At 64.1% G+C, this 22,286-nt stretch carries 24 protein-coding genes, 1 tRNA gene and 1 pseudogene; 18 read left to right on the top strand and 8 right to left on the bottom strand.

Annotation, left to right across the window (positions count from 1 at the left end; translation table 11 throughout):
• A partial coding sequence (locus tag AC04SG_RS22290) for a fumarylacetoacetate hydrolase family protein (protein WP_488552812.1) occupies positions 1 to 249 on the top strand: 249 nt, incomplete at its 5' end.
• Between the two features lie 171 nt (positions 250 to 420).
• Here the strand turns inward: AC04SG_RS22290 and AC04SG_RS22295 are convergent.
• On the bottom strand, positions 421 to 1,440 hold the full coding sequence (locus AC04SG_RS22295) for an LLM class flavin-dependent oxidoreductase (protein ID WP_192255148.1): 1,020 nt from the start codon (positions 1,438 to 1,440) through the stop codon (positions 421 to 423).
• A 332-nt stretch (positions 1,441 to 1,772) separates the two neighbouring features.
• On the opposite strand from AC04SG_RS22295, the gene msuE reads away from it, so the two are divergent.
• From msuE to AC04SG_RS22320, 5 genes are read left to right on the top strand one after another with little or no spacing between them, the layout of a single operon-like run.
• Positions 1,773 to 2,330, top strand: coding sequence for an FMN reductase (gene msuE, locus AC04SG_RS22300; RefSeq protein WP_488552813.1), 558 nt, complete (start codon positions 1,773 to 1,775; stop codon positions 2,328 to 2,330).
• Positions 2,331 to 2,380: 50 nt separating this feature from the next.
• Positions 2,381 to 3,757 carry an LLM class flavin-dependent oxidoreductase gene (locus tag AC04SG_RS22305; protein WP_488552814.1) on the top strand — a complete coding sequence of 459 codons (1,377 nt, stop codon included), beginning with the start codon at positions 2,381 to 2,383 and terminating at the stop codon, positions 3,755 to 3,757.
• A gap of 25 nt (positions 3,758 to 3,782) precedes the next feature.
• Positions 3,783 to 4,631 carry an ABC transporter permease gene (locus AC04SG_RS22310; RefSeq protein ID WP_488552815.1) on the top strand — a complete coding sequence of 283 codons (849 nt, stop codon included), beginning with the start codon at positions 3,783 to 3,785 and terminating at the stop codon, positions 4,629 to 4,631.
• A gap of 39 nt (positions 4,632 to 4,670) precedes the next feature.
• Positions 4,671 to 5,669, top strand: coding sequence for an ABC transporter substrate-binding protein (locus AC04SG_RS22315; RefSeq protein ID WP_488552816.1), 999 nt, complete (start codon positions 4,671 to 4,673; stop codon positions 5,667 to 5,669).
• A gap of 24 nt (positions 5,670 to 5,693) precedes the next feature.
• Positions 5,694 to 6,458, top strand: coding sequence for an ABC transporter ATP-binding protein (locus tag AC04SG_RS22320; RefSeq protein WP_488552817.1), 765 nt, complete (start codon positions 5,694 to 5,696; stop codon positions 6,456 to 6,458).
• A 48-nt stretch (positions 6,459 to 6,506) separates the two neighbouring features.
• On the opposite strand, the gene AC04SG_RS22325 is transcribed toward AC04SG_RS22320, so the two are convergent.
• The 3 genes from AC04SG_RS22325 to AC04SG_RS22335 all read right to left on the bottom strand — a co-directional run bounded on the left by AC04SG_RS22325 (position 6,507) and on the right by AC04SG_RS22335 (position 7,630).
• Positions 6,507 to 6,833: a hypothetical protein gene (locus AC04SG_RS22325; RefSeq protein ID WP_488552818.1), complete on the bottom strand. Its 327-nt coding sequence runs from the start codon at positions 6,831 to 6,833 to the stop codon at positions 6,507 to 6,509.
• A 156-nt stretch (positions 6,834 to 6,989) separates the two neighbouring features.
• Positions 6,990 to 7,065, bottom strand: a tRNA-Ala gene (locus AC04SG_RS22330).
• A gap of 172 nt (positions 7,066 to 7,237) precedes the next feature.
• The gene (locus tag AC04SG_RS22335; RefSeq protein WP_181056631.1) at positions 7,238 to 7,630 is read right to left on the bottom strand and encodes a TIGR02300 family protein; all 393 of its coding nucleotides are present in this window, start codon (positions 7,628 to 7,630) and stop codon (positions 7,238 to 7,240) included.
• Positions 7,631 to 7,836: 206 nt separating this feature from the next.
• Here AC04SG_RS22335 and aroA point away from each other — a divergent pair, with 206 nt between their 5' ends.
• From aroA to AC04SG_RS22365, 6 genes and pseudogenes are all read left to right on the top strand, one after another.
• Positions 7,837 to 9,195: a 3-phosphoshikimate 1-carboxyvinyltransferase gene (aroA, locus tag AC04SG_RS22340; protein ID WP_488552819.1), complete on the top strand. Its 1,359-nt coding sequence runs from the start codon at positions 7,837 to 7,839 to the stop codon at positions 9,193 to 9,195.
• Positions 9,192 to 9,470: pseudogene (locus AC04SG_RS22345) on the top strand (DUF6881 domain-containing protein); the annotation flags it as partial. The gene aroA and the pseudogene AC04SG_RS22345, both read left to right, overlap by 4 nt.
• Before the next feature lie 30 nt (positions 9,471 to 9,500).
• Positions 9,501 to 10,151: a (d)CMP kinase gene (cmk, locus tag AC04SG_RS22350; protein ID WP_488552875.1), complete on the top strand. Its 651-nt coding sequence runs from the start codon at positions 9,501 to 9,503 to the stop codon at positions 10,149 to 10,151.
• Between the two features lie 207 nt (positions 10,152 to 10,358).
• On the top strand, positions 10,359 to 12,056 hold the full coding sequence (gene rpsA / locus AC04SG_RS22355) for a 30S ribosomal protein S1 (protein ID WP_112563700.1): 1,698 nt from the start codon (positions 10,359 to 10,361) through the stop codon (positions 12,054 to 12,056).
• 257 nt (positions 12,057 to 12,313) lie between these two features.
• Positions 12,314 to 13,135: an MOSC domain-containing protein gene (locus AC04SG_RS22360; protein WP_488552820.1), complete on the top strand. Its 822-nt coding sequence runs from the start codon at positions 12,314 to 12,316 to the stop codon at positions 13,133 to 13,135.
• A gap of 95 nt (positions 13,136 to 13,230) precedes the next feature.
• Positions 13,231 to 13,533, top strand: a complete 303-nt coding sequence (locus AC04SG_RS22365; RefSeq protein WP_488552821.1) for a hypothetical protein — start codon at positions 13,231 to 13,233, stop codon at positions 13,531 to 13,533.
• A 21-nt stretch (positions 13,534 to 13,554) separates the two neighbouring features.
• Here the strand turns inward: AC04SG_RS22365 and AC04SG_RS22370 are convergent, their stop codons facing one another.
• From AC04SG_RS22370 to AC04SG_RS22385, 4 genes are all read right to left on the bottom strand, one after another.
• Positions 13,555 to 14,262, bottom strand: coding sequence for an SDR family NAD(P)-dependent oxidoreductase (locus tag AC04SG_RS22370; RefSeq protein ID WP_488552822.1), 708 nt, complete (start codon positions 14,260 to 14,262; stop codon positions 13,555 to 13,557).
• Between the two features lie 184 nt (positions 14,263 to 14,446).
• Entirely contained in the window at positions 14,447 to 16,027 is a 1,581-nt protein-coding gene (locus AC04SG_RS22375) for a 5-guanidino-2-oxopentanoate decarboxylase (protein ID WP_488552823.1), read from the bottom strand.
• Entirely contained in the window at positions 16,024 to 16,692 is a 669-nt protein-coding gene (locus AC04SG_RS22380) for a TetR family transcriptional regulator C-terminal domain-containing protein (RefSeq protein ID WP_203277644.1), read from the bottom strand. The genes AC04SG_RS22375 and AC04SG_RS22380 overlap by 4 nt, the downstream gene beginning before the upstream one ends.
• The gene (locus AC04SG_RS22385) at positions 16,662 to 17,534 is read right to left on the bottom strand and encodes a dimethylarginine dimethylaminohydrolase family protein (RefSeq protein ID WP_488552824.1); all 873 of its coding nucleotides are present in this window, start codon (positions 17,532 to 17,534) and stop codon (positions 16,662 to 16,664) included. Before AC04SG_RS22385 ends, AC04SG_RS22380 begins: the two co-directional genes overlap by 31 nt.
• Here AC04SG_RS22385 and AC04SG_RS22390 point away from each other — a divergent pair.
• The 6 genes from AC04SG_RS22390 (at position 17,461) to AC04SG_RS22415 (ending at position 22,222) form a co-directional block, all read left to right on the top strand.
• Positions 17,461 to 17,616 carry a hypothetical protein gene (locus AC04SG_RS22390; protein WP_488552878.1) on the top strand — a complete coding sequence of 52 codons (156 nt, stop codon included), beginning with the start codon at positions 17,461 to 17,463 and terminating at the stop codon, positions 17,614 to 17,616. The genes AC04SG_RS22385 and AC04SG_RS22390 overlap by 74 nt on opposite strands.
• Before the next feature lie 143 nt (positions 17,617 to 17,759).
• A complete protein-coding gene (locus AC04SG_RS22395; RefSeq protein WP_488552825.1) occupies positions 17,760 to 18,575 on the top strand; it encodes an ABC transporter ATP-binding protein in 816 nt (271 codons plus the stop codon).
• 54 nt (positions 18,576 to 18,629) lie between these two features.
• Positions 18,630 to 19,427 carry a transporter substrate-binding domain-containing protein gene (locus AC04SG_RS22400; protein ID WP_488552826.1) on the top strand — a complete coding sequence of 266 codons (798 nt, stop codon included), beginning with the start codon at positions 18,630 to 18,632 and terminating at the stop codon, positions 19,425 to 19,427.
• A gap of 158 nt (positions 19,428 to 19,585) precedes the next feature.
• A complete protein-coding gene (locus AC04SG_RS22405; protein ID WP_312887792.1) occupies positions 19,586 to 20,299 on the top strand; it encodes an ABC transporter permease in 714 nt (237 codons plus the stop codon).
• Complete coding sequence (locus tag AC04SG_RS22410) at positions 20,299 to 21,108, top strand: ABC transporter permease (RefSeq protein WP_488552827.1); 810 nt, start codon at positions 20,299 to 20,301, stop codon at positions 21,106 to 21,108. The genes AC04SG_RS22405 and AC04SG_RS22410 overlap by 1 nt, the downstream gene beginning before the upstream one ends.
• Positions 21,109 to 21,220: 112 nt before the next feature.
• Positions 21,221 to 22,222 carry an Ldh family oxidoreductase gene (locus AC04SG_RS22415; RefSeq protein WP_192255113.1) on the top strand — a complete coding sequence of 334 codons (1,002 nt, stop codon included), beginning with the start codon at positions 21,221 to 21,223 and terminating at the stop codon, positions 22,220 to 22,222.
• The last annotated feature ends 64 nt before the right edge of the window (positions 22,223 to 22,286 follow it).

Genomic DNA, 22,286 nt, shown 5'->3' on the forward strand with positions numbered 1-22,286 from the left:
TGGCTGACGGTCAACGGCAAGACCATGCAGAACGGCTCGACCAAGACCATGGTCTACGGCGTCGCCTATCTCGTCTCCTACCTCAGCCAGTTCATGTCGCTGCATCCCGGCGACATCATCTCCACCGGCACGCCCCCCGGCGTTGGGCTGGGCATGAAGCCGCCGGTGTTCCTGAAGGCCGGCGATGTGGTGGAGCTCGGCATCGAGGGGCTCGGCCAGCAGAAGCAGACCTTCAAGGCGGATGTCTAGCCGCCTCTTGTCTTAGAGCAGTTCACCGTTTCACCGAAACGGCGATCTGCTCTAACTCTTGTTTTGACGCAATTCCCAAGGGAAAGCGCTATGCGCTTTTCCCGGGAAAACCGTTTCACACTTTTCCTGGAATTGCTCTAAAGTCTGCGTGCCCGAGGGCCGGCGCCCGCGTCAGCGCCAGCCGAGAGCCGGCGCGACGTGCTTCAGGATCGCCTCGATGACGTGGGCGTTGTACTCGACGCCGAGCTGGTTGGGGACGGTCAGAAGCAGCGTGTCGGCCTCGGCGATTGCTTCGTCCTCTTTCAGCTGCTCGACCAGCACATCAGGCTCGGCTGCGTAGGTACGTCCGAACACGGCGCGTTTTTCGGGTTCGATGTAGCCGAAATGGTCCTCGCTGTCGTTGCCGCCGAAATAAGCGCGGTCACGGTCGTCGACCAGCGCGAAGATGCTGCGGCTGACCGACACGCGCGGCTCACGCGCATGGCCGGCTTCCTTCCATGCCGCACGGAAGGCACGGATCTGTTCGGCCTGCTGTACGTGCAGCGGCTGTCCGCTCTCGTCGAACTTCAGCGTCGAGCTTTGCAGGTTCATGCCGAGCTTGCCAGCCCATTCGGCGGTCGCGTTGGTGGCGGCGCCCCACCAGATCCTGTCGCGCAGGCCGGCCGAGAACGGCTCGAGGCGCAGCATTCCGGGCGGGTTGGGAAACATCGGCCGCGGATTGGGCTGCGCAAAGCCTTCGCCGCGCAGCACGTTCAGGAAAACCTCGGCGTGGTTGCGTGCCATGTCGGCGTCGCTCTGGCCTTCCTGCGGCACGTAGCCGAAGTAGCGCCAGCCGTCGATTACCTGCTCCGGCGAGCCGCGGCTGATGCCGAGCTGCAGCCGGCCGCCGGCGATCAGGTCGGCAGCACCCGCATCCTCGGCCATATACAGCGGATTCTCGTAGCGCATGTCGATGACGGCGGTGCCGATCTCGATGCGGCTGGTGCGGGCGCCGACCGCGGCCAGAAGCGGATAGGGCGAAGCAAGCTGGCGGGCAAAATGATGCACGCGGAAATAGGCGCCGTCAGCGCCAAGCTCCTCGGCCGCCACCGCCAGGTCGATCGACTGCAAAAGCGCATCGGCGGCCGAGCGCGTCTGCGACTGCGACGAGGGCGACCAATGGCCGAAGGAAAGAAAGCCGATCTTTTTCATGCGTGCATCCTGTTCTTTGCAGGTCCCTACTTCGTCGCCCGTGCGATTGGGTTCAATCATATCTGACGCAACGCAGTGTCAATGGCGCCGACCCTTGACGGTTTCGCGACGATACCCATCGGCGTGCAAAGCACCAGGATCGTCTATTTTATCAGAGCCAGCGGATATCGAGCCGGCATTGCCGCGTCGCTTTGGGGCCAAATGAACCAAGGAAAGGCGAAGTGCCGCAAACTCCATTCGCTTGACGGGCTGGTTTTGAAATCTTCTCGCTCATTTAATTCTACAAAATCGGTAGCCTTAATGCACATACCATCGTGCAAGGAGCCGCAAAAATGTCGAGAAAGCTGGTGGTGGGGTTGTCTGGCAACCTGACCCGTCCGTCCAAGACCAAGGCGTTCGTCAGCCACATCGCTGGTGAAGTGGCGAGCCGTGCCGGTGCTGCCTTGAGCGTTTTCGACATCGAGGATCTCGGCCCATCCTTTCCGCTCGCCAAGAAACTTGACGATCTCGATGCGGCGGCCCGCGCCATTGTCGACCAGCTGCTGGGCGCCAATGTGCTGGTGGTCGGCTCACCGACCTTCAAAGGCAGCTATACCGGGCTGTTCAAGCATTTCTTCGACCTGCTCGACCCGTCATCGTTGCGCGGCAAGCCGGTCATCCTCGCGGCGACCGGCGGCGGCGAGCGCCATTCGCTTGTCGTCGAGCACCAGTTGCGGCCGCTGTTCGGCTTCTTCGAGGCGCAGACCTTGCCGACCGCGATCTACGCCTCGGACAAGGATTTCGCCAATGGCGTGCTGGTGTCCGAAGCCGTCCAGGCGCGAGGCCGGCAGGCGGTGGCCGAGGCATGCCGGGTGGCCGGCGTGCCGTACAGCGTCGTCCGTGCCGCCTGAAGATCAGCAACGCAACATCCCTTCCCGTATAGACCAGAAGGACGCCTGCAATGACCCGAGCCAGCAAGTCCGATAGCAAGCCGCGGCAGATCAAGCTCGGCGCTTTCCTGCCCGGCGGCGGGCAGCATATCGCCGCCTGGCGCCATCCCGATGCGCCGGCCGACGGCGCCACCAATTTCGAGTTCCACAAGCAGCTGGCGCTGACCGCCGAACGCGGCCTGTTCGACGCCTATTTCCTGGCCGACAACCTGACCGTCGGCCTCGGCGCCCGCGAAGGCGGCAATGCCAAGATCGCCGGCTTCGAGCCGGTGACGCTGTTTGCGGCGCTGGCGCCGCTGACCACGCATCTCGGCTTCATCGCCACGGCCTCCACCACCTATGAGGAGCCCTACACACTGGCGCGTAAATTCGCGTCGCTCGACCTGTTGTCGAACGGCCGCGCCGGCTGGAACGTGGTGACCTCGGCGGGCGACGAGACGGCGCGCAATTTCAACCGCGACATCCAGCCCAACCATGCCGAGCGTTATGCGCGGGCGCATGAGCATGTCGAGACGGTCAAGGCGCTGTGGGACAGCTGGGAGGACGACGCCTTCATCCGTGACAAGCAGTCGGGCCGTTTCTACGACAAGGACAAGTTGCACGACATCGACCACAAGGGCGAGCATTTCAGCGTCAAGGGTCCGCTCAACGTGCCGCGCCCGGTGCAGGGACATCCGGTTGTCGTACAAGCCGGGCAGTCCGAAGACGGACGCGGGCTTGCCGCGCACTCGGCCGAGGTCATCTTCACCGCCCATCAGAAGCTGGAGACGGCGCAGGAATTCTACCGCGACATCAAGGCACGCGTGGCGGAAGTCGGCCGCGACCCCGACCAGGTGCTGATCATGCCGGGCGTCGCCCCCTTCGTCGGCCGCACCGAGGAAGAAGCCCGCGCCAAATACCAGCAGCTCAACGACCTGATCCTGCCCGAAGATGGCGTCGCGCTGCTCAACGGGCTTGCCGGCCAGACGCTCGACATCCGTGGCTACCCGCTCGATGGCCCGCTGCCGCCGAGCAAGGAAACCGAAGGCATGAAGAGCCGCCAGGCGCTGATCCGGCAGATCGCCGACGAGCACAACTTCACCATCCGCCAGCTCTACCAATGGGTGGCGACGGCGCGCGGCCACTACACCATCGTCGGCAGCGTCACGCAGGTCGCCGACCAGCTGGAGGAATGGTTCACCAACGAGGCGGCCGACGGCTTCAACATCCTGCCGCCCTGGCTGCCCGGTGCGCTCGACGATTTCGTCGATCTGGTCATTCCCGAACTGCAACGGCGCGGCCTGTTCCGCACCGCTTATGAAGGCCGCACACTGCGCGAGAATCTCGGCCTCAGGCGGCCGGAAAATCCGTGGACCGTCGCCCGCTCGACCGTCCTTGCCGCCGAATGATCCTCGTAGCTGAAGGGATGACGCGATGACATTGCAGCACATCGATCGGCCGATCACGATCCGCGCCAGTCGCAGCGAAAACGGGCCTGGCGACGACTTTCTGCGCTTCGGCGGCAGGGCGGCTGTCCGCTTCCTGTCGCGCTACGGTGTGCTTGTCGGTTTCCTAGCGCTCTGGCAGGTGGCGAGCAGCGTCGGATGGGTCAACGCGGCGGTGCTGCCGCCGCTCGACATGATCATCACCGCACTCTGGAAGGGGCTTGCCGGCGGCAGCCTGCTCAGCGACATCGCCATCAGCCTGCAGCGCGCCGGCATAGCCTTTGCGGCGGCAGTTGCGGTTGCCATCCCGCTCGGCCTGTTCATGGGCCAGGTGCGTCCGGTCGAAACAGCGCTCGATCCGATCCTGCAAGTATTCCGGCAGACTTCGGCGCTGGCGCTCTACCCGGTGTTCATCCTGCTCTTGGGGCTGGGCGAAACCTCGAAGATCTTCGTCATCTTCTGGGCAACGCTGTTTCCGCTGCTGCTCAACACCACCAGCGGCGTCAAGGAGGTCGATCCCAAGCTGCTCGAAATGGCCCGCGTCTACGGCGCGAGCCGGCTCACCGTGTTTCGCCGCGTCGTGCTGCCGGGCGCCGTGCCGTCGATCTTCGTCGGCTTGCGGCTGAGCGCCACCACCGCGCTGCTGCTCCTGATCGCGTCCGAGATGATCGGCGCCAACAAGGGCATCGGCTTCCAGGTGATGAACGCGCAGTACAATTTCCAGATCCCGCTGATGTTTGCGGCAATCGTCATCCTCGCCGGGCTCGGCCTGATCGCCAACCAGGCGTTGGTCGCGCTGCAGCGGCGGCTCTGCCGCTGGAGCAACCCAGTCAACTAGCAGCCCGTCCCTCACCCTCCACTCAGGAAAGACCGGATCATGAAAATTACCCGCCGTTCCCTGCTTGCCGGCGCACCGCTTGCCGCCGGCCTCATCGCCACCGGCCTGCCGCGCCTCGCCTTTGCCGAAACCGCACCGGTGAAATTTCGCTATCTCGCCAGCCGTGGCAGCATCTCCCCGCATGAGCTCGCCGCCGAGCTCGGCTACTACAAAGGGCTCGGCGTCGAGCTGGAGAATGTCGGCTACGCCTCTGGCGGACCGGAATCGCTGTTTGCGTTGTCTTCCGGCAGCGTCGACATCGGCTCGGCCGCCACCGCGGCGGTGATCAACTCGATCTCGGGCGGCAATGACTTCGTCGCCGCCTATCCGAGCAACGGCATCAACAAGGATGTGAAGAGCGTCTTCTATGTGCTGGAAGACAGCCCGATCAAATCGATCGCCGACATTGCCGGCAAGACCATCTCGGTCAACACGCTCGGTGCCCATCTCGATTATACGGTGCGTGAGGCCCTGCACAGCGTCGGCCTGCCGCCGGACGCTGCCAACCTCGTTGTCGTGCCTGGCCCGCAGCTGGAGCAGACCTTGCGCTCGCGCCAGGTCGATATAGCCGGGCTCGGCTACTGGCAGGCAACGTTTGCCGGCGCGCTGGTTGCCAATGGCGGCGTGCGCGGCGTGTTCGACGACACCCAGGTGCTCGGCGAACTCGCCGGCGGCTTCGTCGTGCTCAGGCGCGACTTCATTGCCGCCAATCCGGATGCGGCGCGCAACTTCGTCGAACAGTCGGCGCGCGCTTCAGACTGGTCGCGCCAGAACCCGGACGAAGCCCGCAAGGTGCTGGCCAATATCCTCAACAAGCGCGGCGAAAACGGCGATCTCGCCCGCTACTGGACCGGCTTTGGCTTGCGCGAAGGTGCGCAGGCGACCGACCGCGATATCGATTTCTGGGTCGCCGTGCTGGAGCGTGACGGCCGCCTGGCCAAGGGCAAGCTGAAAGCCGCCGACATTCTGTACCGGCCCGGCGAAACCAAGACCAACTGAGCTCCAAAATAGCTGGGAGATGAGATGACCGGTTCAAACCGTGGCGGAGAGGTCTCGATCCGCGACCTCTCCAAATCCTTCAGCCTCGGCGGCCGCCGGCTTGCCGTGCTGCGGACGCTCAGCCTCGACATACGGTCGGGGGAATGCCTGGTCATCGTCGGCGCCAGCGGCTCCGGCAAGACCACGTTGCTGCGTATTCTGGCCGGACTGGAGGCTGCCGACAGCGGCGCGGTCGCGATCGACGGCCAGCCGGTGCATGGCGTCGGCGCCGAGCGCGCCGTGATTTTCCAGGAGCCGCGCCTGCTGCCTTGGCTCAGCGTGCTCGGCAATGTCGCCTTCGGTCTCGAAGTCCGCGGCGTACCCAAGAGGCAGGCCGAGGAACGCGCCCGCTTCTACGTTGCGCTGGTCGGCCTTGCCGAATTCGCCGATGCTTTTCCGAGCCAGCTTTCGGGCGGCATGGCGCAGCGCGTCGGCATCGCCCGGGCGCTGACCGTCCAGCCCGAGATTCTTCTGCTCGACGAGCCGCTGGGGGCGCTGGACGCCATGACCAAGATCGGCATGCAGGAGGAACTGGCGCGCATCTGGAGCGAGGAGACCGTCACCATGGTGATGGTCACCCACGATCTGGAAGAGGCGATCTATCTAGCCGACCGCGTGCTGATCCTGCCCAAGGAGAAGGGCGGCACAGCGCGGCTGATCGACATCGACCTGCCACGCCCGCGCGAACGCAGCGAAACCCGCTTCGTGCGCTATCGCGAAGAGCTGCTGCGCGAATTCGGCCTGCATTGATCGAGGCAGGCGCCAGCCGGGGCTGACACCGGAGGTTCGCTCTCGCGGCTACTGCTTGGTGAACGTGCCCGTATAGGTGCGGTCGGCAAGCCCGTAGGTGACGGTCAGCGTCCCGTCCGCCTGCATGACCGCGCTGACGTCCCCGCCATTGGGAAGCCGCCGCAGTTTCAACGTGTTGCCGAAAATCTTGCCTTCGCCGTCGGCCACGCCCGGTTTGTTGTCGGCGACATCGCCCCAGGCGTAGGTGGCGGTGACATTGCCGCTGCGCGAAATCGTCAGCACGGCGAGCTTGCCGTCATACATCCCATCGAGACGTCCGCCCCATATGCCGGAAAATGCGACATATTTGGCCGGGATGCCCTCGCCGGGGGGCATGACCCGCACCGACGGATCGAGGACGGCTGCACCGTCCGGAGCAGAAGCCGTGGCCGGTGCAATGGGCTGAGGTTCAGGAGCAGGGGCTGGTTCAGGCGCCGACTGGCAGCCGACAAGCATGAATGCCGCGAAACCGAGCGTCGGAAAGAGACTGTTTGGTGGAGCCAATCGGAATCGAACCGACGACCTCTTGAATGCCATTCAAGCGCTCTCCCAACTGAGCTATGGCCCCACTCCGGCAGTCAGCCGGCGCCGTTGCCGGCGTAGAGGTCCGGAGCGGTTTCAACACCGCGCCGTTTAGTGCAGGCGGCTTCTAACCCCGCCTTCCCTGAATATCAAGCCTGCAAGAACCGCTTTTTCGTCACAGCTCAAGAAAGCCTGCGGGCGTACGCGCCCGCAGCCGATCAGACCTCGTCGTCGTCGTCGCCGACGCCGATCATGTCCGCGACATCGTCATCTTCTTCTTCTTCGTCGGCAAGGAAGGTATCGTCCTCGTCGTCGCCGAGGTCCACATCGTCCTCGTCGTCGCCCAGATCGGGAAGGTCGTCGCCGGCCTTGACGTCTTCGTCGGCCTCTTCAAGCGAGACGACTTCAACGCCTTCTTCTTCCTCGGCGTCTACTTCCTTCTCGGCCACTTCCTCTTCCTCTTCGATGGCGGCGATCTTGCCTTCCTCGAAGTAGGAACGCGGATAGGTCTTGCCCGTATAGGGCGAGACGATCGGGTCCTTGTTCAGGTCGTAGAATTTTCGACCCGTCTCAGGGTCGACACGCTTTGTGCCAAGTTCGTTTTTTGCCACGGCAAGCCTCGTCAGTAAAAGAGTGGTCCCCATAACCACAGTTTACCGCGCTGTCAAAGCGAAAAGCCGGCGTCACAAAACCAAGTACTGAAAGGCCCCGCGCCAAGTGACGACCATGGGGATGACCATTTGTGCCCGCCGTGATACGAGACCGCCGCAACAAATGAAAAGCGCCGGTGCGCCGGCATTCCGTCCAGGGAAATTCCATGTCTCACGCCGCCGCTGCCAAGCCGGCCACCGCCCGCAAATCCTCCGCCCTTTCCGGCACTGCCTGCGTGCCGGGCGACAAGTCGATTTCACACCGTTCCATGATGTTCGGTGGCCTGGCCTCCGGCGAAACCCGCGTCAGCGGTCTGCTGGAAGGCGAGGATGTGATGCGCACGGCTGCCGCCATGAAGGCGATGGGCGCGCATATCGAGAAGCGCGGCGCCGAATGGGTGATCCGCGGCACCGGCAATGGCGCGCTGCTGCAGCCGGAAGGCCCGCTCGATTTCGGCAATGCCGGCACCGGCTCACGCCTCACCATGGGTCTTGTCGGCACCTACGACATGGAAACGACCTTCATCGGCGACGCTTCTTTATCCGGGCGGCCGATGGGCCGCGTGCTCGAACCCTTGCGCCAGATGGGCGTGCAGGTGCTGAAGGCAACGCCCGGCGACCGCATGCCGATCACGTTGCATGGGCCGAAGCACGCAGCCCCCATCACCTACCGCGTGCCGATGGCTTCGGCGCAGGTGAAGTCGGCCGTGCTGCTCGCCGGTCTCAACACACCGGGCATCACCACCGTCATCGAACCGGTGATGACGCGCGACCACACTGAAAAGATGCTGAAGGGCTTCGGCGCCAATCTCTCGGTCGAGACCGATGAGCGCGGCGTGCGCCACATCTTCATCGAAGGCCAGGGCAAGCTGACCGGGCAGACCATCGCCGTGCCCGGCGATCCATCCTCGGCCGGCTTCCCGCTGGTCGCGGCACTGATCGTGCCAGGTTCCGACATCGTGATCGAAAACGTGCTGATGAACCCGACCCGCACTGGCCTGCTTCTGACATTGCAGGAAATGGGCGGCCAGATCGACATCTTGAACCCGCGCAATGCCGGCGGCGAGGATGTCGCCGACCTGCGCGTGCGTTACTCCGAGTTGAAAGGCGTCACCGTTCCGCCCGAGCGGGCGCCGTCGATGATCGACGAATATCCGGTGCTGGCCGTTGCCGCGAGCTTCGCCGAGGGCGAGACGCTGATGCAGGGGCTGGAAGAGCTGCGGGTAAAGGAATCCGACCGGCTGGCGGCGGTCGCCAACGGCCTGAAGATCAATGGCGTCGACTGCACCGAGGGTGAAGCTTCGCTCGCGGTGCGCGGCAAGCCCGGTGGCAAGGGTCTCGGCCGTCACCCCAACGGGCAGGATACGACCGTGCAGACTCATCTCGACCACCGCATCGCCATGAGCTTTCTGGTCATGGGGCTGGCGACGGAAAAGCCGGTGACCATCGACGACGCCGCCATGATCGCGACGAGCTTTCCGGAGTTCATGGATCTGATGACGGGGCTGGGCGCGGAGATCGGGTGAGATACGTTTTCGTTCATTGGAAACATGATATACCAGAGGAGCCGTCCCACCTCTGGTATGAAGTCGCCGACGACAATTTTCAGAACCGAACAATAGAATTCTATGCCGATGGCTCCGTGGGCTTCGCCATTCGCGGCCCCGCCCTTGACGGGTCGGAGGATACAGAAGTCGGAGGGACCGGAAATTCGACAGAAGGCTTTCCTGATCTCGCAGAGATCAATTCGGACAGCCAGTTCGAAGCCTCGGAAGTCACGGCGGTTGACTTCGAGCGCCAATGGCGTGAGGCACTTGCATCGAGGTTTCGAATGACACACGTCTTCACCATCGCCATCGACGGTCCCGCCGGCGCCGGCAAAGGCACCCTTGCCCGCCGGCTCGCCGACCATTACCGCCTCAACCTGCTCGACACCGGCCTCACCTATCGCGCCGTGGCCTACGCATTGCTCCAGCACGCGCTACCCCTCGACAATGTCTCGGCGGCCGAGACCGCCGCGCGTCAGGTCGATCTGGCGAAGCTCGACCGGGCGATGCTATCGGCGCATGCGGTTGGCGAGGCTGCCTCGAAGGTCGCGGTCTATCCGACCGTGCGGCGCATCCTGGTCGAAAAGCAGCGCGACTTCGCCAAGACGCCGCCCGGCGCGGTGCTCGACGGACGCGACATCGGCACCGTCGTGTGTCCCGATGCCGACATAAAACTCTATGTGACGGCGAGCGCCGAGGTGCGCGCGCAGCGCCGGCTGGCGGAGATCGAGAGCATCGGCGGCTCAGCCAATTTTGCCGAAATCCTCGCCGATATCGAGCGCCGCGACGAGCGCGACATGGGCCGCGCCGACTCGCCGCTGAAGCCGGCGGCGGACGCGCACTTGCTTGATACCTCCGAAATGGCTATAGAGGCCGCGTTTCTGGCGGCCAAAGCGATCATAGACGACGCCTTGGCCAAGAGAGATAAAGCCTGATTGAAGGTTTTTCCCGCTGCCACCGATTGCCGGAAGCGAAGAAAATACCCATATCGGGCACAAACCAGCCTGCCAGCATTCTTCATGCGCCGGAATTGCCGCTTAGGCGGCCCAGGGCTTTTGTAGCCCGGAACGCCGGCAGGCCAACGCAACGCTAACCCACGGCGCCCGTCCCGCTTCCAGATGCGGGGCACTCCAGGAGAAAATATGTCAGCTGCAAATCCCACTCGCGACGATTTCGCGAGCCTGCTCGAAGAATCATTTACCACCGGTCACTCCGGCGAAGGTCAGGTCGTCAAGGGCACGATCCTGGCGATCGAAAAAGACATGGCCATCATCGATGTCGGCCTCAAGGTCGAAGGCCGCGTGCCGCTGAAGGAATTCGGCGTCAAGGGCAAGGACTCGACGCTCAAGGTCGGCGACACTGTCGAAGTCATGGTCGAGCGCATCGAGAACGCACTGGGCGAAGCCGTCCTGTCGCGCGACAAGGCCCGCCGCGAAGAGAGCTGGGTCAAGCTCGAAGAGAAGTTCACCAAGGGTGAGCGCGTCGAAGGCGTCATCTTCAACCAGGTCAAGGGCGGCTTCACCGTCGACCTCGACGGCGCCGTGGCCTTCCTGCCGCGCAGCCAGGTCGATATCCGCCCGATCCGCGATGTCTCCCCGCTGATGCACAACCCGCAGCCCTTCGAGATCCTCAAGATGGATCGCCGCCGCGGCAACATCGTCGTGTCGCGCCGCACCGTGCTCGAGGAAAGCCGCGCCGAACAGCGTTCGGAAATCGTGCAGAACCTCGAAGAAGGCCAGGTTGTCGAAGGCGTCGTCAAGAACATCACCGACTACGGTGCGTTCGTCGACCTCGGCGGCATCGATGGCCTGCTGCATGTCACCGACATGGCATGGCGCCGCGTCAACCATCCGACCGAAATCCTCAACATCGGTCAGACGGTCAAGGTGCAGATCATCCGCATCAACCAGGAAACCCACCGTATCTCGCTCGGCATGAAGCAGCTCGAGTCGGATCCGTGGTCCGAGATCGGCACCAAGTTCCCGATCGGCAAGAAGATCAAGGGTACCGTCACCAACATCACCGACTACGGCGCGTTCGTCGAGCTGGAGCCGGGCATCGAAGGCCTCATCCACGTTTCGGAAATGTCGTGGACCAAGAAGAACGTGCACCCCGGCAAGATCCTGTCGACGACGCAGGAAGTCGACGTGGTGGTGCTCGAGGTCGATCCGGCCAAGCGCCGCATCTCGCTCGGCCTCAAGCAGACGCTGGAGAATCCGTGGCAGGCTTTCGCTTCGAGCCATCCGGTCGGCAGCCAGGTCGAGGGCGAGGTCAAGAACAAGACCGAGTTCGGCCTATTCATCGGCCTCGAAGGCGACGTGGACGGCATGGTGCACCTGTCCGACCTCGACTGGACCCGTCCGGGCGAGCAGGTCATCGAAGAGTACAATCGCGGCGACATGGTCAAGGCGCAGGTGCTCGACGTCGACATCGACAAGGAGCGCATCTCGCTCGGCATCAAGCAGCTGGCCAAGGATACGGTCGGCGAAGCCGCGACTTCAGGCGAACTGCGCAAGAACGCGGTCGTCACCTGCGAAGTCATCGGCGTCAAGGATGGCGGTCTGGAAGTGCGGCTGGTCGACAGCGGCATCGAGACCTTCATCAAGCGCTCCGACCTCAGCCGTGACCGCGACGAGCAGCGCCCCGAGCGCTTCACCGTCGGCCAGAAGGTTGACGCCCGCGTCATCGCCTTCGACAAGAAGACCCGCAAGCTGCAGGTCTCGATCAAGGCGCTGGAAATCGCCGAAGAGAAGGAAGCGGTCGCACAGTACGGCTCGACCGACTCCGGCGCTTCGCTGGGCGACATTCTGGGCGCCGCGCTGAAGAAGCAGGGCAGCTAAGCCGCTTCGCGCGCAGCGTGTAAGCCTCGGTTGCTGTCGCGCCTCGCGCGCGGCCTGAACCAAGAAAACCCGCGGGCTGCAAGGCTCGCGGGTTTTTTCATGCGCGGTGAGAGCCGGGAATTGCGATGGGGTTTGGCACAAGACAAAGACGGTGGAACCCCTTCAATTCGGCACGGGCGGCTGTAGGGTCAGCGCATGTCGTTGCCGGCGTAAACTTGGGAAGTCATGCCCTTCGGGGCAACAGAGAAGCATTGCGCATGAAGGTCGTCGAACTCTATCGCTATCCGGTCAAGAGTCTGCGCGGCCATGCCGTTCCGAGCGCCGATATCGAGACCATGGGCATGGAAGGGGACCGTCGCTGGATGGTCGTCGACAAGGACGGACAGTTCCTCACCATTCGCCAGATACCGGCAATGACGACGATCGACGTCGAGCATCGCGGCACCGGCATTCTGTTGAAGCATGACAGGCATGGTTCGCACGCCGTCGAGGCTCCAGGCCCAGGCGCCGCACTCCGTCAGGTCAAGATCTGGAAGGACATGGTTGTTGCGCGGTCGGCCGATCCGGCCGCCGGCGCATATCTCTCGGCGATTCTTGGCCGGCCTGTCGATCTCGTCTATTTCGACGATCCGACAAACCGGCCGGTCGACCCTGAATTCGGCCAGCCTGGCGATTACGTCGGCTTTGCCGACGGTTTTCCGCTGCTGGTCGCCACGACGGGCTCGCTGGCCCATCTGAACAGCCATCTTGCCGGGCCCATCGAGATGGCGCGGTTTCGCCCGAACATCGTCATCGACGCAGAAGGCGCATGGCCCGAAGACAACTGGAAGACGATCCGCATCGGCGCTGTCGAGTTGCGGATCGCAAAGCCCTGCTCGCGCTGTGTCATCACCACCCGCGATCCGCACAGCGGCGAGCAGCCGGACCCGCGCGAGCCGTTGCAGACGCTTGGCAAACTCCACCGCTCCGCCAAGGGCGGCATCATTTTCGGCCAGAATGCGATTCCCAACAACGCCGGCACGATCTCGATCGGCGACGCAGTCGAGGTCGTGGAGGCGGGCGTCTCCAACCTGACATAGTCCGCGGGTTCTTCTAATGCCGTAGAGCGTCGGCGGCCGCCATGCTCGCCAGGTCGGCAATGGCCGCTAGTGGAAGCCAGACGATCGGAGGCCCCATGACCCGTATCGGTTTTGTCGCGGCATTCCTTTTGATCGGCACTGCGGCGGCGTCGGCTGCATTACCTCCCTACTGGCAGCGCAAGGCCGAGATCGACGCCATCACCGACAGCGGCGATGTTGCGCGCAGGCTGGAAAATCACGGCCCGATCGACGTGATCGAGCATATCGGAAACGACCACTACCGGGTGGGTGGCGGCGGCTGCACGCTCGATGTGTTTACCGTCGACGATGCGAGCGCGGAACCGATGCCGGGCCCACGCAAGTTCAAGCTGCAGATAGGCAAGCTCGTCTGCAAATGAGACGCCCTACGCGGCGCCCCTTCAGGCGCGGCCGTAAAGCGGCACCAGAGTGCCGCTCATCGCCAGATTGGCCGGCGATGCCAGATAGGCGATGGCTTCGGCGGCGGCTTCCAGGCTGACCCATTTGGTGACATCGGCATCCGGCATGTCGGCACGGTTGGCGGGCGTATCGAGCGTCGAGGGCGCGACCGCGTTGACCAGTATGCCCTTGTGCTTCAGCTCTTCCGCAATTGCCACCGTCATTGCCGCCACCGCGGCCTTGCTCGCAGCATAGGCGACCTTGCCGGCGCCGCGACGCGGGTCGAGCCCGGCGCGGGCCGTGACATTGACGATGCGGCCCGCAGTAGCCGAGCCAAGCATCGAGCGCACTGCCGCGCGGCAGCACAGGAAGGCAGTGCGGGCGTTGGTGTCCATCATTTCGGCAAAGGATGCCGATTCGATCTTTTCGACAGGTGCTCCGGCAAAGCCGCCGGCCAGATGGATGGAGGCCCACAGATCAGGAACGCTGTCGTAAAAGGCGTCGACCTTGGCGGGATCGGCGAGATCGACATTATGCGCCAGCCGGACGCGATCATGTGCCGTGAAGGGAAAATGCGTGGGGGCCGAGGCATGGGCATTCGGCACGTGGCAGATCGCGCCGTCGGCCAACAATTTGCCGACAACCGCTGCACCGAGCGCCCCGGTGCCACCGGTCACCACGATATGCTTTCCCTGAAGTGTTTCCGTCATCCTGGACGCTCCTGTCGTTTTTTATGATTTTTGTCTGTCGTTATGCCGCGCCGACGCAAAGCGTCGCGCCTTTTGCACGATCACTCAACCGCCATCTCGACATGGCAGTGTTGCGTCTTTGCATCGCTCGAAGCAGCCGGCAGCCCCGTTGCCGGCGCATGGACGTACGGCGGATGGCAAAGCGTCAATCGATGGTGATTTCGATGACGTGCGGTAGCCCGGTTGCGCGTGCGCGTTTGAGCGCATCGGCAAGATCAGCAGTACCGGCAAGCCGTTCGGCGGCAATGCCGTAAGCCTCGGCCAGCTTGCAGAAATCCGGTGGCGCCGGCGACACGCCGACTGGTTCGACGCCGACATCGAGCATCGAAGTCTCGATCTCGCGATAGCCTCTGTTGTTCCAGACGACGAAGATGACCGGCGCCGGCGCATCGAGCGCCGCGCCCAGTTCCGGCAAGGTGAACTGGAAGCCGCCGTCACCGGTGAGGCAGACCACCGGCACGCCGGGCATGGCGAGCGCGGCGCCGATCGCCGCCGGCGGCCCATAGCCGAGTGCGCCGAAGCCGGTGGCGGCGTTGAACCAGCCGCCCGGCCGGTCGTGGTCGTAGTAGAGATTGGCGGCGTAGATCGGCTGTGTGGAATCGCCGACGATTATGGCGCCCGGCAAGGCGTCGCGGATGGTTTCCACCGCATGCACCTGTGCCGCGTAGGCAGGGCTCAGTTCGGCAAAGGCCGCCTTTCGTGCCGCGTCGGCGCGGCTCTCGCCGTCCTTCGCTGCGACATGTTCAGGGCCTGTCGCGGCAAGCAAGGTTTCGATCGCCTCAGCGCAATCGGCCTGGATGCCGACGCTCACCGGGCGACGGGCGATCTGGTCGGCGCCGATATCGATGCGGATCAGGTTGGCCGGCAAGACAAAACCGCCATCGCTGTAGCCGTCGTAGTCGGTCGGGCCGAATTCGGTGCCGGCGGCGATGACCAGATCGGCGTCGGCCATCAGCGCCCGCACTGCCTTCAGGCTGGGACTGGCGGGTACGCAAAGCGGATGCGCGTGCAGCAGGCCGCGCGCATTGGCGGTCTGGACGACAGGCGCACCCAGCCGCTCGGCCAGGTGCTGCAAGGGCTCACCGGCGCGCTTGGCACCACCGCCGGCCAGGATCAGCGGCCGGTGCGCGGCGGCGATGAGCTTGGCAGCTGCGGCAATGGCCGCGCCATCCGGCGCCGGCGGCGCTGCATTGCTTAGCAAGGCAGCAATGCCGTCGGCCGGTTTGACCATGACATCGGTCGGGATTTCGATATGCACAGGCCCCGGTCGCGAGGACGAAAACAGCGCGAAGGCCTGCGCCAAAGCGCCGGGCAACTCGCTGGCCTCGGTGACGCGCTGCGAAAACAGCGCCACCTTCTCCATCATGCCGCGCTGGTCCGGCAGCTCGTGCAGGAAGCCCAGCCCCTTGCCCAGCGTCGGCATCGCGTTGACGCCCGAAATCACCAGCATCGGCACCGAATCGGCGCGTGCCTGGCCCATGGCGGTGATGGTGTTGGTCAGCCCCGGCCCGGTGATGACGAAGGCGACGCCCGGTCTGCCGCTGGCGCGCGCGTAGCCATCGGCCATGAAGCCGGCGCCTTGTTCGTGCCGCGGCGTGATGTGGCGGATTTTTGAGCGCGCCAGGCCGCGGTAAAGCTCGACCGTATGGACGCCCGGAATGCCGAAGACGGTGTCGACGCCATGCGCCTCGAGCAGCGTGATGAGGGCTTCGCCGAGCGTTGTCATTTGTCTTTTCCCCTTTCCGGTGCGAGGCCGAGCTCGGCCTCTATGGCTTTGACGCCGATCGCCGCCAATTCGCCAGGCGAGAACATCTCTGCGGCCAGACAGCCTTCGACCCAGAGCCCGTCGATGATCGCGTTGATCGCGATGGCATGGCGGCGCAGCTCATTTGCGTCCGGCCTGCGCTGTTCGGCGCCGAGCACTTCGGCCACGACCGCTTCCACCTCGTTGCGAAAGCCGAGATAGCCTTCGCGGTGCGCTCGGGCGAGCGACGGATCCGCGCCGGCGCGGCCGATGAAGGTTGCCCAGAGCGAAAACACCCGCGCATCGATGATCGGCGCATTGAGGTTGGCGGTGACGAAGGCCGCAAGGCGCTGGCGCGGCGAAGAATTTTCCATCAGCAATGCCGCTTTCGCCTGCTCGGTCATGCGGCCCATCAGCGCCGCGTAGGCTTCCTGCAGCAATTCCTCCTTGCCGGGGAAATAGTGCCGGATCAGCCCGGCGGTGACACCGGCGCGCAAGGCGATGGCGCGCAGGCTGGCGCCCTCCAGGCCATGTTCCGCCACGCTGTCCAGGGTCGCGTCGATCAGGTCCTGCCGCCGTCGCTCCTCGCCCTCGCGACGGAACTTGCGGCGCTCATTCATTGGCGCAGGATGGGCCGCGTCAGGCATGTCGGCCCACCTTCGCAGGCGATGCAGAGCGCATCCGCGTCGAAGATTTCAACCGTGCAGCCGGCTGCTTCCATCGCGGCCTGGGTCTTGGGAAAGCCTGCAACGGCAATGACCTTGTGCGGGCTGGTTGGCAGCACGTTCAGGCTGAGGCCGTTGGACGCGGCAAACTCTTCGGCGTCGCCTTCCACCAGCCGGATGCCGCGTGCCTTCAGCAACTGATAGAACGGAGCCGGCAAAAGCGGTGAATAGACCAAAGCGAGGTCGTCGGCCAGCGGGCTGATCACCGACATCAGATGCAGGCACGCCTCCTCGCCCTGCCACAGCGGCAGATCGAAGCCGTAGACGGAAATGCCCAGCGGCGTCAGCAGGTTGGACACCTGCTGGATGCCTTCCTGGTTGGAGCGCACGCCGCGCCCGATCACCAGCGTACTGTTATCCAGCCATACGCAATCACCGCCTTCGACCTGGCCGGGAGCCTCGACACGGCCGAGGATAGGAATACCCAGGCGTGTGTAGGTTTCCTCATGCAGCGATGGCTCCCTGGCGCGCAATGCCTTGCCCATGGACAGGATCAGCGCGCCGCGGTCGGTCATCAGCGACGGGTCGTGCGTGAATACAGAGTCCGACAGTCCGTCGGCCTTGTCATCGATCCATTCGATTTCGGCGCCGGAAGCCGCCACCAGCTCTGCGAGGGTCGCGTGCTGCGACGCCGCTTTCGCCGGGTCGAAACCCGGGCCATAGTGCCAGGTAGCCCTGTCGGCGCCGCGCATGGCATTGGCTGCCGACCGCATCAGCACACGCCGCAGCGGCGCCGCCATGGACTGTGATCCGAAAGCGCTCATCGATGCCCTTTTCAATGCCGTGTTCAGGGTGAAAAAAATGGAAGAAATTTCATCGAACGCTATTTATACACTTGCACAATAAGGCCGCAAGTGCCGTAATGAGCGGGATTGACGGGCTCGCGCTCTTGAGTCCATGCTGAAGTCTGGAGTGGCATTACAGCGTATGTTGATTAGCCGGATAGACGTTCGACGATCTGCCGTCGACCATGTGGTAGAGGTCTCCCGGTGAGCGCGGTGGGAGTCGCCACAGTCCCATCCGGCAAGGCGCTGAATAGGGCGGCCGAAGCCATCCATGTCGAGAACCTGCACAAGAAATTCGGCCAGCTGCATGTGCTGAAGGGCGTCTCGCTGTCGGCGCGCGACGGCGAGGTGATCGCCATCATCGGCGGCTCGGGCTCCGGCAAATCGACGCTGCTGCGCTGCATCAACTGCCTGGAGAACCCGACCAGCGGCATCATCCGTGTCAATGGCGAGGAGATCAAGCTCAAGGCCGACAGCCACGGCCACACCATTCCCGCCGACCGCCGGCAGATCGAACGCATCCGTTCCAAACTCGGCATGGTGTTCCAGAACTTCAACCTGTGGAGCCACATGACGCTGATCGAGAACGTCATCGAGGTTCCTGTGCACGTGCTCGGCGTCAAGCGCGACGTGGCGATCAGGGAAGCCGAAAAGCTGCTGGCGCGTGTCGGCCTCGCCGAAAAGCGCGACGTCTATCCGGCCTATCTCTCAGGCGGCCAGCAGCAGCGCGCGGCGATCGCCCGCGCCCTGGCCATCAACCCGCGCGTCATGCTGTTCGACGAGCCGACATCGGCGCTCGACCCGGAACTGGTCGGCGAGGTGCTGAAGGTGATCGGCGACCTGGCGCGCGAAGGGCGCACCATGGTGCTGGTGACGCATGAAATGAAATTCGCCCGCGAGGTCGCGACGCATGTCGTCTACCTCTACAACGGGCTGGTCGAGGAAGAGGGGCCGCCGGAGCAGATCTTCGGCGCACCGAAATCCGAAAGGCTGAAGCAGTTCATCCGCAACATCGGCTAGGAAGGCCGGGACGGAAGAAAACCGGGAACCAACAACAAACTGGGAGTCGTGACTATGAAGACTGTTCTGAAGACCTTCGCCGCAGCGCTGCTGCTCGGCGTCGCTGCCATGGGCGTGGCCAAGGCCGATCCGGTCAAGATCGGCGTCGCCGCCGAGCCCTATCCGCCCTTCACCTCGCCGGATGCCTCAGGCAAATGGGTCGGCTGGGAAATCGACTTCATCGACGCCGTCTGCGCCGAGGAGAAGCTCGACTGCGTCATCACGCCTGTCGCCTGGGACGGCATCATCCCGGCGCTGACGACCAAGAAGATCGACCTCATCGTCTCCTCTATGTCGATCACCGCCGAACGCGAGAAGACGATCGACTTCTCGGACAAGTACTATAACACGCCGACCGCCATCATCGGCCCGAAGGACCAGAAATTCGGTGCCACGCCGGACGACCTCAAGGGCAAGGTCGTCGGCGTCCAGGTTTCGACCGTGCATGCCGTCTACGCCAAGAAGCACTTCACTGGGGCAGCCGAGATCAAGGAATACCAGACCCAGGATGAAGCCAACAACGATCTTGCCGCCGGCCGCCTCGACGCGGTGCAGGCCGATTCCATCGCGCTCGGCGAATTCCTGAAGTCGGACCAGGGCAAGGCCTGCTGCGACCTGAAGGGCATGGTGGCTCCCGACGACGAAGTGCTCGGACCGGGCGTCGGCGCCGGCGTGCGCAAGGAAGACACCGAGCTGAAGGGCAAGATCAACGCCGGCATCAAGGCGATCCGCGCCAACGGCAAATATGACGAGATCTCGAAGAAGTACTTCGATTTCGACATTTACGGTGGCGGCGGCGCGCAGTCGAACTGACGATCCCTGCATGAGCTAGGGGGCATGGTGCTTAGCGCCATGCCTTCCTGCCCGATCTTTCCCAGACATGCTTGCCGCCGGCGCTGCCGTTGGCGGTTAGAGCCAGCAATCCGGGGGCGACGCTGATCGACGCACTTCTTTCGGCCTCGGCGGCCGGCATCATCGAGCTTCTTTCGCCCTACCCGCCAGGCTGGGGCGGCACGCTGTTGCTTGGACTGCTCCATTCGATCGAGATCGCGCTGGGCGCCACGGTCCTCGGTCTTCTGATCGGCACCGGCGGCGCCTTCGGTAAGCTCTATGGCGGCCCGGTCGTGCGCGACCTGCTCGCCGTCTACACGACCGTGGTGCGCGCCGTACCCGAACTGGTGCTGATCCTTCTGCTCTATTATGCCGGAACGGACCTGATCAACCAGGCGCTGACCGCCATGGGCTATCAGCGGGTCGATATCAGCGGCCTTGCGGCAGGCATCGCCGTGCTTGGCTTTGTCCAGGGCGCCTATTCGACCGAGGTGATCCGCGGTGCGATCCTGGCCATTCCACAGGGCCAGATCGAAGCGGCCCGCGCCTACGGCATGTCGCCCGGCCTCATGCTGCGGCGCATAACGCTGCCGGCGATGCTGCCCTTCGCCATACCGGGCCTCGCCAATCTCTGGCTCATTGCCACCAAGGACACGGCCCTTCTGGCAGTCGTCGGCTTCTACGAGCTGGCGCTGGCAACGCGGCAGGCCGCGGGCGTCACCAAGGCCTATTTCACCTTCTTTTTCGCCGCGGGCGTGCTCTATCTCATCTTGTCGCTGGTCTCCAACCTGCTCATCGGCCGCGTCGAGGCCTGGTCGCGGCGCGGCATGCCTTCGCTCAAGGATGCGCGCTGATGGCGGGAGAAGCGGCCATCATCAATGTTGCGGCCCGAACGTCGCTATGGTTGCAGCCGCATCGCATCGTGCTGATCCTGGTCGCGATCGCACTGGTTCTCGGTGCGGCCTTCTTCATGCGCTGGGACTGGCTGCCGCAATATTATGAAATGGGATTGCTGGGCATCTGGCGTTCGCTGTGGATCCTCGCTGTCACCTGCTTTCTCGGTTTCCTGCTCGCCGTGCCGCTCGGGCTGGCGCAGGCCGCCGGCCCGTTCTGGTTTTCCGCACCGGCCAAGACATTCTGCACCGTCATCCGCGGCACGCCGCTGCTGATCCAGCTCTGGCTGCTCTATTACGGGCTGGGCTCGCTGTTTCCGCAATATCCGTGGATCCGCGAATCCTGGATGTGGCCGTATCTCAGGCAAGCCTGGCCTTACGGCGTGCTGGCGCTGACCTTGTCCTTCGCCGGCTATGAGGGCGAAGTGATGCGCGGCGCCTTTGCCGGCGTGCCCAAGGGGCAGATCGAAGCCGCCCGCGCCTTCGGCATGAGCCGCTGGAAGATTTTCCGCCGCATCTGGCTGCCGCAGGCCATCTACCGGGCGCTGCCGACGCTGACCGGCGAAACCGTGCTGCAGCTGAAGTCGACGCCGCTGGTGGCGACGATCAGCGTCATCGACATCTTCGCCGTCTCGTCCAAGGTGCGGCAGGACACTTACCTGACCTACGAGCCCTTGCTGCTCCTGGCGCTGATCTACATGACGATCACCGGTATTCTGGTGTTTGCGTTCAGCAAGATCGAGGCGCGGATTCCGAACAAGGTGGGTTAGGGAATAGTGAGTAGGCAGTAGTGAGTAGTCAGCATATGACCGCGAAACGGCTTGCTTTCGCTACTCCGTACTGACTACTCCCTACTCACTCACCACCAATCGGGTCCGCACCATGCAACTCTCTCTCGACCAGGCAACCGGGCTTTGCCGGATGGCAGCTCTTGGCGCCGGCGCCAATGAAGAGGCGGCGCAGTCGCTCACTGCCTCGATCATCGCCGCCGAGGCGGAAGGGCTGTCGACCGTCGGGCTGACCCATTTCATCGATTACCTCGAAGCGCTGGAAGCCGGCCGAATCGACGGCAATGCCGACCCGGTGATCACCCGGCCGGCGCTCGCCGTCTATCTTTCCGATGCACGCGGCGGCCTGGCGCATACCGGCTTCGACCGCACCATCGACGACCTCGCCAAGGCGGCAAAGCTGTTCGGCGTCGCCATCTTTTCGCAGAAGAACGCCTATACGTGTGGCGCGCTCGGCTATTTCACCGGACGTCTCGCCCAGATGGGTCTGGTCTCCTTCGCCGCCACCAACGGGCCGGCGGTGCTGGCCGGCTCGGGCTCGGTCAAGCCGGTCTATTGCACCAATCCGATGTCGTTTGCCGCGCCCGCCGCCGATGGCGCGCCGCTGGTCATCGACCAGTCGTCGAGCGCCACCGCCTTCGTCAACATCCGCAAGGCGGCCGAGGACGGCAAGAAGATCCCCGAAGGCTGGGCGCTGGACGCCAGCGGCAATCCGACCACCGATCCGGCTGCCGCCATGAAGGGCGCCATGCTCGCCTTCGGCGGCCAGCGCGGCGCCAACATCGCGCTCATGGTCGAAGTCCTGGCGGCCGGCCTGTCGGGCGCCAACTGGTCGCTCGACGCGCCATGGTTCACCGGCGGACCGGACAGCCCGGGAACCGGCCTGTTCGTGCTCGCTGTCGAGCCAAAACTGCTCGATCCGGATTTCGAGCAGCGCATGAAGGACCAGCTCGACCGGCTGCGGCGGCGCTTCGGCGTCCACGTGCCGGGCCGAGCCCGCGCCGAAGCGGCGGAAAAGGCGCAGGCCCGCGGCATCAACGCCCCCAAGGCCGTGGTGCAGCGCATTTCCGAATTCGCCGAACGCTATTCGAGCTGAAGCAGTCCTGCGACAGCGAATTTTTCCGCGCCCTGCTGAACCTTTCTGCCGATCGCGGCGACCA

It is taken from the genome of Mesorhizobium sp. CNPSo 4684, from assembly GCF_057784315.1.